Origin of the sequence: Mycobacterium sp. E1715, assembly GCF_001667625.1 — a bacterium.
Lineage (GTDB): Bacteria > Actinomycetota > Actinomycetes > Mycobacteriales > Mycobacteriaceae > Mycobacterium.
Map to the genome: position 1 here is coordinate 1 of NZ_LZJJ01000285.1, position 10234 is coordinate 10234.

9 protein-coding genes and 1 pseudogene are annotated in these 10234 nt (G+C 67.5%); 1 reads left to right on the forward strand and 9 read right to left on the reverse strand.

What is annotated here, in order from left to right; translation table 11 throughout:
* The 9 genes from A9X03_RS14500 to A9X03_RS14540 form a co-directional block, all read right to left on the reverse strand.
* A partial coding sequence (locus tag A9X03_RS14500) for a WXG100 family type VII secretion target (protein WP_068261621.1) occupies positions 1 to 266 on the reverse strand: 266 nt, incomplete at its 3' end.
* Positions 267 to 653: 387 nt separating this feature from the next.
* On the reverse strand, positions 654 to 2486 hold the full coding sequence (gene eccA, locus A9X03_RS14505; RefSeq protein WP_067757181.1) for a type VII secretion AAA-ATPase EccA: 1833 nt from the start codon (positions 2484 to 2486) through the stop codon (positions 654 to 656).
* A complete protein-coding gene (gene eccE, locus A9X03_RS14510) occupies positions 2483 to 3679 on the reverse strand; it encodes a type VII secretion protein EccE (protein ID WP_067757183.1) in 1197 nt (398 codons plus the stop codon). Before eccE ends, eccA begins: the two co-directional genes overlap by 4 nt.
* 19 nt (positions 3680 to 3698) lie before the next feature.
* The gene (locus tag A9X03_RS14515; RefSeq protein ID WP_068261624.1) at positions 3699 to 5528 is read right to left on the reverse strand and encodes a type VII secretion-associated serine protease mycosin; all 1830 of its coding nucleotides are present in this window, start codon (positions 5526 to 5528) and stop codon (positions 3699 to 3701) included.
* Positions 5506 to 7017, reverse strand: a complete 1512-nt coding sequence (eccD, locus tag A9X03_RS14520; protein WP_067757190.1) for a type VII secretion integral membrane protein EccD — start codon at positions 7015 to 7017, stop codon at positions 5506 to 5508. Before eccD ends, A9X03_RS14515 begins: the two co-directional genes overlap by 23 nt.
* A 264-nt stretch (positions 7018 to 7281) precedes the next feature.
* Positions 7282 to 8184 (reverse strand): ESX secretion-associated protein EspG, encoded by a 903-nt coding sequence (locus A9X03_RS14525; protein WP_055405688.1) that lies wholly within the window; start codon positions 8182 to 8184, stop codon positions 7282 to 7284.
* An 87-nt stretch (positions 8185 to 8271) separates the two neighbouring features.
* On the reverse strand, positions 8272 to 8556 hold the full coding sequence (locus A9X03_RS14530; RefSeq protein ID WP_046184805.1) for a WXG100 family type VII secretion target: 285 nt from the start codon (positions 8554 to 8556) through the stop codon (positions 8272 to 8274).
* Between the two features lie 50 nt (positions 8557 to 8606).
* Complete coding sequence (locus A9X03_RS14535) at positions 8607 to 8903, reverse strand: WXG100 family type VII secretion target (RefSeq protein ID WP_007168951.1); 297 nt, start codon at positions 8901 to 8903, stop codon at positions 8607 to 8609.
* 286 nt (positions 8904 to 9189) lie between these two features.
* Positions 9190 to 9489, reverse strand: coding sequence for a PE family protein (locus A9X03_RS14540; protein WP_047324320.1), 300 nt, complete (start codon positions 9487 to 9489; stop codon positions 9190 to 9192).
* A gap of 442 nt (positions 9490 to 9931) precedes the next feature.
* On the opposite strand from A9X03_RS14540, the pseudogene A9X03_RS14545 reads away from it, so the two are divergent.
* Positions 9932 to 10234 (forward strand): annotated as a pseudogene (locus A9X03_RS14545) (PE/PPE C-terminal domain-containing protein); the annotation flags it as partial.

Below are 10234 nucleotides of genomic sequence, written 5' to 3' on the forward strand. Positions count from 1 at the left end.
ACGGCGCTGTCGGTGCTGGCCATGTTGTTGCCGGCGCTCTGCACCTTCTGCCCGTGGGCGTTGGCCTGCTCGTAGATCACCTGGAAGTTGCGACCCAACTGGGTGATGAACTCCTGGCAGGCCACCGAACCGGCACCGCCCCAGAAGTCACCCGCAGCAAGCACATCGCGAACGATGGCCTGGTGCTCAGCCTCCAGACACGCCGCCTGAGCGCGAATCGTGGCGCCGTGCGCGTCTACGTCGCCGAACTGATAATTAATTGCCATTGCGTACCCCTACCGTTCATCAACACGAAGGGTAAAACGGGTATGCTGTCGCGCCGCTGATTAGCTGCTGACAGTTTCCTGGGAGCTGGTTTCTCCTGGTCATGGTCGTTTTCGCGCCTGCTTGCCACCCCGGATTCGACGGTCGCGACGTTGCCGACGACGCGTAGTTCTCGACCACGATCCGTCACCGCCGAAGCCGGCCCACTCACCGGCTTCCGCGCGTGGCGCATCGACTCGCTGGCCGCTTGCCGCAACGGTTTTCCCGTCAGACCGCGGCATGACGCTCACATGGAACGCGTATGGCGGGCGGTCTCGTACTGGCGGCCGCTCGTGCCGGCCGCGGGGATCCAGATTCCCCGCATCCCGCGCACAAGCGCCGGAACCGAACTAAGTCGACTTGTTCTCGGCGACTGCGGCGCTGAGACCCTCGGCGAGATCCTCCTGGGTCAGCTCCTTGAACCGCAGCAGTTGACGCTCGCTGAACTCGGTGACCTCGCTGGCCAACACCGCGTCGAGGTCCTCGTCGTCCAGGCGGAAACTGCGGTGATCGCGGGCCTTCTCCACCACGTTGCGCACGAATCCGGCATTACCGAGGGTGTCGATGCCGCGGATCAGATCGCCGTCTTCGGAGTAACTCTCGTCGAGATAAAACCGGGTGTAGGACGGCAGTAGGGAATGGGCGGCTTCCTCGGTGATAACGTCCTCGTTCTCCTGGCCCATCAACCGGGTCAACGCGACAAGCTCGTCCGGCGTGTAGCTGAAGAACTCGATCACGGTCGAAAACCGCCGGCGCAGACCCTGATTCACGTCGAGCATCTTCTCCATCGCCTTCGCATAACCCGCACCGAAGACGACGAGTTCGTCGCGATGGTTCTCCATGTACAGCAGCAACGTGTTGATGATCGCGTTGCCGTAGGGGTCGCCCTGCTGGTACCCCTTCTCGTGCAGCGTGTGCATCTCGTCGAAGAACACCGCCCCGCCCAGGGCTTCCTCGAGCATCTCCTCGGTGTTCTTCTCCGCGTCGGCCATGTAGCGACCCAACAGCTTGGTCCGGCTGGTTTCGACCACCACCGGCTTGCGCAGCACCGTCAAGCCGCACAGCTGCTTGGCAAAGGCTCGCGCCACCGACGTCTTACCGGTTCCGGGCGGACCCAACAAGAGGGTGTGGCGCGACGTCACCGGCACGGGGAGGCCCATCTTGGCGCGCGCCAGGTTCACCTTCGTCGTCGACTTGATGAGCTTGATCTCCCGCTTGGCCCGTTCCATCCCCAGCATCGCGTTGAGCTCCGCGTCACCTTCGGCCAGGTACTTCGCGGCCTCCTCCGCGTGGCGAGCGGCCTCCGTCTCGGCGCGGGTGGGTGCGCTATCCGGATCCCATGGATTCGTCCGCGCCTCAATGGTTTCCGGGTCCGTCAGGACCAGCCGATAGTTCGGATTGTCCAGCGCTTCCCGGGCCGGGGTGAACTTCGGATCCCGCGAATACACCCGGCGCAACAGTTCGACGGCCTCGTCTTCGCGGCCCAGGTGCCGCAGGCACATGCCCTGGGTGTACAGGGCGATGTTGGCCGCGCCCGGCACCCGGTCACCCTCGACGGCGTCCTGACCGCGCCGCAATGCTTCCTCGAAGACGCCGAGTGACGCCAGCGCCGTCGTCGCCATCGCGGCGCCGGCGGCCTTGAGCTCCGGCTGTCGCCAGACCTTGCCCTCGGGGAACTGGTTGAGCACATCCGGCCAGCGTCCGGTGCGGAAATACAACACGCCCCGCACGTAGTCGACCAGCTCCTGCTCGAAGGGCTGGCGCGGTTCCACCCCGTCGAGTAGTTCCGACGCCTCCTCGTAGCGTTTGGCCTCGGCCAGGACGGCCGCGTAGGCACACGCCAACGACTCGGCGCTGGTGACGGCCAGCTGGAGGAACAGCCCGTCGGAAACCTGGGGACGGAACTCCAGGTCGGTGACCCCGAGCCTGCGCGTCTCCCATCCGAACGTCCGGATCGACGCCCACGCGCCGGAGAGCACCTCGATGCTGCGCTCCCCCGCCAGCAACCGCGCCAGCCAGGCGTCGCACATGCCGGGGTCCAGGTTGCTGGCCGTGGTGAACATCTGCGACGCGACCTGAGGATTGTGACTGGGTTGCAGCCCGTTGACCGATATCCCCGATGCCAACAGGCCGGCGACCATCGCGTTGCGGGCGCCCTCAGCGGTCGATTGCGGGCGCGTCATTGCGCCACAGGCACGCCCGCCGGGCTCTCTCGCAACTGGCCGACCGACAGCGTGAGCTCGTCGTCGTCACGCACGGCACGGCTCGGCACGACGAGCGTGGCGTGTGTCGCGGGGGCGGGCAAGCTGGCGCGGACCGCGGCCAACTGGCGTCCGGTGAGGCGGTTGAGGCCGGCGGAGATGTCCCGGGGCAGCCGCTTCTCGGTGTGGTAGCGCACCCAGGCCGACACCTGCGGCCGGCCCGCGGGGGCGGTGAGCCGGACCGTCAGCACCGTGGCGACGGTGTCCGCCTCCCACAGCTCGTCGAGGGTGTCGGTGGTCAGGTCGGCGGGCGTCACCCAGAAGCTGGTGGTGAAGCCGTTGAAGTGCTTGAGGTGGCGCCAGCCGGGCCGGCTCCAGGTCGGCTCCAGATCCGCCAGCACCGCGCGGTCCACCTCGGTGATCTCCTCGGCAGTCAAAGGCTTTGCGGCGCAATTGATTCCGTCGAGGTCCTGCGCCAGCCGCTCGGTGGCCGCCACCAAGGTCGAAGCCAGCGAATCGCGGACCGCCACGGCGGCGATGTTGCGCTGCGGGTTCATCCGCAGCACCAGCCAGGTGCGGCGAACGTACGAGGTGGGCTGCCCGTTGGCCACCTCCCACTCCTCGGGGCCCCAGTCGTCGAGCTTCGACAACTCGGCGGCGTTGCCGCCGCGGCGCACCTTGACCGACACGATGTCGATGTTATCGAGGTGAATGTCGAACTGCCGCAATCCATCAGCCACAGCCTGCACCAGCAGGGTAGGCGACGAGTTCCGGTGCCGGTGGCGCGACGACGGGTCGTCGTCACCACCGTTCACCGCGATGACCGACACCAGCTGGCCCTCGTACTCGCGCACGCCGACCTTGTCGCGCCCGAACTTGCGCTGGTAGTCGAGCACCGGCGTGCAGCCGGCGCCCAGAGCCGTCCCCGGGTCGGCGGACCAGTCCCATAGCCAGGTGGCCAACGCCGAGGTCACCGTGACGCCGTGATAGGTGACCAGGGAGAGCAGCGCGACCAGCACCGCCAGGCCGACACCCACCCAGAACGCGATGCGATAGGTGCCCTGCCAGGACTCCGGGCAGTGGCTGCCCACCACCAAGATGGCGACGTCGACAAGGAACACCGCGGTGACCCGTGGCCACGTCAACGACAACCCGAGTTTGCGCTGAGCTTTCATGACTGTTACTGCTCCGCCCTTATTGCTGCTTCCGCGATCGCTTCATCAGCATCGCCGTACCAAACACGCCCCCACCGATCAGCAGCGCCGCGAGCAAGCCTCCGCCGGCCACCCAAACTGGCACCATATCCCGGTGCGGAGCGGGCCTCGGAATGTTCAGCGGCGCTGAAAGTTGCTGCGGGGGCTTCAACGGTCCTTCGGGTACGTCCCACGTCAGGGCCGCCACCGGATCGACGATGCCGTGGCCGATCTGGTTGTCCACGCCACGCGCCGGTGCGCGGGCGGTGCGAGTCAACCGGTTGATGACCTGGTATGCCGACAGCTGCGGGAACTTGGCGCGGACGAGCGCGGCGATGCCGGACACGATCGCGGCCGAGAAGCTGGTGCCGGAGGGAACCAGCAACGTGTTGTCCGGTCCGTCGATCGCGTTGATGACGCCGTCGTCACGCGGGGACAGACCGACGACGTCGGTGCCCGGCGCGGCGATGCCCACCCACGGGCCGGCCACGCTCGTCGATCCCTGACCCTGACCCCCGGTCTGCGGCCGGCCGTCTTCGTCGACCGCCCCCACCGTCAGGACGTAGTCGCTGAACCAGGACGGCGTGACGACGGTGGTGACCGAGTTCCAGTTGCGAGGATCGTTGGGCTGCAACGGATCATGCGGCGGGTTCTGCTTGCAGTCCTTCTTGTTGGTGTCGCCCGCGGCGGCCACGATGACGGCGTTCTTGTCGACCGCCGCGTAGCGCACCGCCGCGCCGAGGGCGCGCTGGTCGACGATGTTGCGCGCGCTCATGCAGGTCACATCCGAGATGTTGATGACCTGCGCGCCCATGTTGGCGGCGTGCACGATTGCCCGGGCCATCGTCTGGACACCGTCGATCTTCGCCCGCGTCTGCGGGTCCTCGTCGCCGGTGTAGGCGTCCTTGAGGCCGAAGGCCTGGCTGGACTGACGGATCGCGATGATGTCGACGTCGGGCGCGACACCGCTGAACGCATCGGGGCCGGCCGACGGCGCCGGCGGCGCGGTCGGCGGGGGTGGCGGCGGATCCAGCGGGCGTGGGTAGTCAACCCCGACGACGTGGCTCCCACCGGAGTAGCTCGGGATCGTCACCGTGCCGCCGCCGTGGCCGGCCGCCGGGGCCTGGCCGGGCTGCGCCGGTCCTGGCGGCGGACCGTTACCGGGCGGAGGCGCCGCCGGAGGCGCGGGCGCCGGCGGCGCGCCGAAAGGTCCGGGGGCCGGCTGGTCCTGCGGCGGAGGCGGAACCATCGTCACGGTCTGCGGCAACGGCGACAACGTCACGGTCTGGGGCGGCGGCGCCTTCGGCGGCGGTTCGGTGGTGGGGATGGTGACCGGGCGGCGCGGCGCGGCCGGCGGCACCCCCGCGCCGTTCGCCGGCGCGGCGCCGATCATCGAGGCCACGATCGTGCCGTGGGCGTCACAATCCGACAGCCCGTCACCGCCCATGACGTAATCCCCGCCGGGGATCAGGTGCGGAAACCTGGGATGCGGGCTCACGCCGGTGTCGATGACGGCCACCTTCACGCCGGCACCGCGCCCGAACTGCCACGCCTCCTGCAGGTTCAGCATGTCCATGTACTTCGGCTGCAGGCGGAAGTCCGTGCCGGGCAGCACCCCGACCTCGGTGCAGTAGGAATTCTGCTTCATCGGCGCCGGCGGCCCGGGCGGGCCGTCGGGCGGCACCGCCCCGGGATCGATCGTCGGCGGCGAAATCGCAGAGGCGGGCGGCAACCCGGCCAATGCTCCTGAGGTGAGCAAGATTGCGGCGAGGGCCGCAGCGGATGCGCGCCCTCGCCACACCTTGCTACTACCGGTAGCGGATTGCTGCATAGACATTCATCAACCACAATGCCAGCGGGAAAATCGGCATCAGGCAGAGGTATTCGATCCATTCCACGAACTTGCGGAACAGCGGGCTGTAGATGGTGTTGGGCACCACGGCCGCGGAGGTAAGGCCGGCCGCCGGGAGCAGAACCAGGATCGCCGCGCTGATCGACACCGCCAGGGGCGACTGCAACACGAGCGCGTACCGCACCACGACCGCGCCGACGATGAGGACGGCGGTCACGGCCAGGGTGATCGCCTGCCAGCGGTCGACGTACGAGCGTCCGCGCAGCATCAGGAACCCGGCGCTGAAGCCGGCCAGCAGGAGCGGCAGCCAGCGTTGACCGGTGTGCGGGTCCGACAGCGCCGTCAACGAGACGACCATCAACACGCCGAGACCGATCAGCAGGCCGGTCAGGAAGGAGCGGGCGCGTTCGGCCTGCACCAGGACGTCGCGGACGGACGCGGGGCCTTCGAGGACCGGGGGGCCGCCGTCGGAGCGGACCACGGTGGTGGGCAGGTCGGGCCGGGCCTCGAACACCCATCGGCTGGTCGCCGACGGGAAGACCGGCAGGCGGATGCCCGCCAACCGCCGCGAGAGGGCGGGCGCCGTGTGGTACACCAGCACGCACAGCAGGACGACGCTGGTCAGCAGCGTCACGGCACTGGTCATCGCGACCATCCGGGCCAGCGCCGCGATCGCGGTGACCACGCTGACGGTGATCAGGGCGGTGTAGAGCCCGAGCCGCCGACCGGTGAACCGGAGCGCGAGCATCGCCGCGATGGTGAGAACGCCGAAGCCGAGCACGGCGTGGGGGGACCCTACTCCGCCGGGCGGGGCCGCCGCCGCGGAGACCGTGAGTGGCGCCAGGCCGCTCAGCAGCATGATGTCAGCGATACGGCGATCCTGGTCGGTGCGCGCCCGCATCAGGAGCATCAGGGAGACGCCGAGCACCACCGCGGCGATCACCGCGGAGTACGCCGTAGGCAGCCAGGAGTTGTGGTGCCACCGGTACCAGAGCAGCAAGCCGGAGGCGGCGGTCACCCCGGCCGCCACCATCGACGCGCCGACCTGCACCGCGGCGACCGGGTCGATCGCGGCGAACCGCTTGCTCAGATTTGCCGCGACGGCGGTGGAGATGTGCTCGATGACCTGCGAGCGGTGCTCGGTGTCCTGGATGAACCGGATCCACAGCCGGTCGCCGTCGTAGACGTCCTGTTCGGTCAGGGACTGGGTGGCCCGCAGGGGGGTGCCGTCAACCAGGCACAGTGCCCACCTGCCGCGGCCCGTCGCCTCCAGCGGGGTCTCGCCCAGCTCCCTGAGCCGGCTGTTCACCACCTTCAGCAGCGGCTCGGTCATCACCGAGACGGGGGCGTTGGCGTCCAGCAGGACGCCGATCTGTACGCCCGCACCGGCCATAACGCCGACCACGACCGCCCGAGGCTGCGAAATACCCTCAACGTCAGGCTGTAGCGCTTCAACTACCGCAGTCATCGCCCTGAACCCCTTACCGTCGTGAATGTGTAACCCCGTGCCGCCGACCGGGCGGGAGTCTGCGCCGGCCGACCTTCCGGAGCGCTGCGGCCCCCGGGAAAGTCCAGGCCGACTATTCCGAATTCCATCTACCCCGCCTTGCGATTAAAACTTCGGTGACAGTGGTTTGAGATTTGCTGAATCTCTCAGAGAAGTATGCCGTGTTGGCATCTCAACCGCATGTTGAGTGCAAAGCCATTGGTGAACTTTATGTTTCGTCTTATGTCAGACCCGGCTGTGGGTTTTCCACTCGCCATACGGCAGCGTGTCCAGCACCGTCTTGACGCCCACCTGCACCAACTGGGGGGTTGCGGGGCAGATGGCCAGCCAGGCCTCCCCCGACCCCGCCGTCCTCGCCTGCTGGTAGAGCGCGATGCGGCCACCGGAACCGTCTTTGAGCGACAGCACCGATGCGCTCGGCCCCTTCGCGTCGTCCCGGTATTGACGGGCATACACCGCGACCTCGGCCGCCGGGTCCGAGAGGGCCTGTCCGAGCGCGGCCACCGTGGCGGCGCTGATGCCCATCCGCCGCAGGTCGCCGCCGGAAAATACGTTGAAGCCCGACTCCTGCCACGACTTGGTCGCTTCCAGCATCTCTTCCAGCGGCACGTTCACGGCATTGATGGCCGCGGGCTCCGCGTGGTGGATCGACTCCAGGGCGTCCAACACCAGCGAGGCGATCGAGGCGCTGTCGGCGATGGCGACGTCGTCGACGGTGATGTCGCCGCCCACCCGTACCGCCGAGACCCAGTGCTGGCCGCGACGGGCCAGCACCACCCGGAACTCGTTGTCGGGGATGTCACGCGACCCGGGCGGCTGGTTCTCGTCGTCGACCACGCCGTATAGCAGCTTGCCCCGCGACAACAGGGCGATGACCTCGAGGTCCGGCGCGGCAAGCACCCTCATCCGTGCGGCCACATGCTCGTTCACCTGATCGTTTTCGACGATGCCCTGCTCGCGCATCACCGCCATGCCGGGATGCTCGTTGAGCCAGTCGCTCGAGTCGGTGGAGACGAATGGCCGGCACCGCAGCTCCGGCGCGACGTGCCGGATGTCCAGGAGCGCCTGGAGCATCCAGAAGCCGTCGACGTTAACGGTGATGTCGGTACGGGCGGTCTGTTGGTCCATCAATACCTCAAGGGGTCAAAGTGCACGGTAACCGCAGGACGCGGCAGCACACCAGACATCGGTGTGCTGCCGCGCCTGAAGTTGGGGTTAGGCCCAGCTGGACCCAACGGCGCTGTCGGTGCTGGCCATGTTGTTGCCGGCGCTCTGCACCTTCTGCCCGTGGGCGTTGGCCTGCTCGTAGATCACCTGGAAGTTGCGACCCAACTGGGTGATGAACTCCTGGCAGGCCACCGAACCGGCACCGCCCCAGAAGTCACCCGCAGCAAGCACATCGCGAACGATGGCCTGGTGCTCAGCCTCCAGAGACGCGGCCTGGGCGCGGATCAAGGCACCGTGGGCGTCGACATCGCCGAACTGGTAATTGATTGTCATAACGGTGTTCTCCTAATGTCTGGAATGGTACGCAGCCGCGGTTTTTAGCGCTAGCTGCTGAGGATTTGCTGCGAGGCCTGCTCTTGCTGCTCGTAGTTGTTCGCGTCGCGGATCAGTCCATCGCGCACACCGTGAAGCATGTTGACGATGTTGCGGAAAGCCTGGTTGACCTGGCCCATGGTGTCGTACGAGGTCGCCTGCGCCTGGCCGCTCCAGCCCGAGCCGGCGATGTTCATCGAGGACGCCCACATCTTGCGGGCCTCGTCCTCAACGGTCTGGGCGTGCACCTCGAAGCGGCCCGCCATCGCCCGCATCTCGTGCGGGTCGGTCATGAAACGTGTTGCCATGTGGCTTTCTCCTTATTACGTGATTACTCAGATACCTGCTGTGGTGACGACGATGGCCGGACCGGTTACGCGCTGGCGAACCGCCGTGCCGAATGCAAAAGGATGATCCCCCCTTCCCGTCAGCCGGCGGCCACCGGTCGCTGGAACACGGTGAGACGGACGTCAAACCCGAACTCCGGCGTTTGAGTTGTCCGGCCGTCAGCCCCCGAGATCGTCGGTAGCTGGGCGGTCAGGTCGGAGCGCACGTCGAAGACGTCCCGTCCCAGACCCCGAACCGCCAACCCGATCAGCCCGCAGCAGCTGCGTTGATTGCCTCGGTCGCAGCGTACGAGCCAGAGCTGGTCGACAGCGTGTTCACGAACGCCTCGTGAATGGCGGCGGCCTGGGCACTGACCGCCTGGTACATCTGCGCGTGCGCTGCGAACTGCGCCGCCGTCAGCGCCGACACCTCGTCGGCGGCCGCGGGCACCACCCCGGTCGTGGGGGCGGCGGCAGCCGCGTTCTGGGCGCTCAACGTTGAGCCAATGGCCTGCAAGTTTCCGGCCGCCGCAGCCAGAGCCTCGGGCTGTGTGGTCACGAACGACATACTTGGTTCCCTCCTAGTTCAATCCCCGACTCTGCAGAGACTAGATGACAACGACCTCTGAAGCTGTTTCGGAAGCCGTCAGTTTGCAACTGTTCACGTGACGGTACGACGAATTCACTTTTAGTAACGTCAGAGTAACAGCGTCCCGCCTCGATCGCCTCCCCTTACAGCAAACTGTGACCAACCCGGTCACCGAAGTGCCTGGTGCGAGTTTCCCAGGTTGGCGTCGCAGGGCAGGACCGGAAAAAATCTGGCTGCCGAATATTCGCTGCCGCTCGGCTAGCAACCGGTGAATGGGCCGCCGACGGCCGCCCGACGGGCCCCCTGAAGCCCCGTCGGAAGCCCGCGAACCGAGCCTTGTGTAACCCATCCTGTCAACCCTTTGACCGAGGTGCTGAATGACCGAATCCGGCTATCCGGCGAAGGGTGGGCGGGCCATGACGGTGGGGCGGCCTCCATCGGTGGCAAGTTGTCGGTGCCGGTAGCCTGGACCGGCGCCCCGGCGCTGCCGGCGATGGGCCACACCGCGCTCCCGGTCAGCGCGATCAGCGCCGCACCCGAGGCAGCCGGGGGACCGGGCAACCTGCTCGGCGGCATGCCCCTGGCCGGAGTCGGCAACGGCACCCACGCCGGCGCCGGCCCCCGCTACGGATTCCGCCCCACCGTCATGGCCCGCCCACTCCTCACTGGCCAGCTGAGTCACGACATTCTCATAACGCCGCAGCCGACTGCAGCACCGCGGCCC

Excerpts from the sequence above, each read along its gene's own strand:
- A9X03_RS14515 (WP_068261624.1), bottom strand. The coding sequence starts at position 5,528 with ATGCAGCAATCCGCTACCGGTAGTAGCAAGGTGTGGCGAGGGCGCGCA.
- eccD (WP_067757190.1), bottom strand. The coding sequence starts at position 7,017 with ATGACTGCGGTAGTTGAAGCGCTACAGCCTGACGTTGAGGGTATTTCG.
- A9X03_RS14540 (WP_047324320.1), bottom strand. The coding sequence starts at position 9,489 with ATGTCGTTCGTGACCACACAGCCCGAGGCTCTGGCTGCGGCGGCCGGA.
- A9X03_RS14535 (WP_007168951.1), bottom strand. The coding sequence starts at position 8,903 with ATGGCAACACGTTTCATGACCGACCCGCACGAGATGCGGGCGATGGCG.
- A9X03_RS14530 (WP_046184805.1), bottom strand. The coding sequence starts at position 8,556 with ATGACAATCAATTACCAGTTCGGCGATGTCGACGCCCACGGTGCCTTG.
- A9X03_RS14525 (WP_055405688.1), bottom strand. The coding sequence starts at position 8,184 with ATGGACCAACAGACCGCCCGTACCGACATCACCGTTAACGTCGACGGC.
- eccE (WP_067757183.1), bottom strand. The coding sequence starts at position 3,679 with ATGAAAGCTCAGCGCAAACTCGGGTTGTCGTTGACGTGGCCACGGGTC.
- eccA (WP_067757181.1), bottom strand. The coding sequence starts at position 2,486 with ATGACGCGCCCGCAATCGACCGCTGAGGGCGCCCGCAACGCGATGGTC.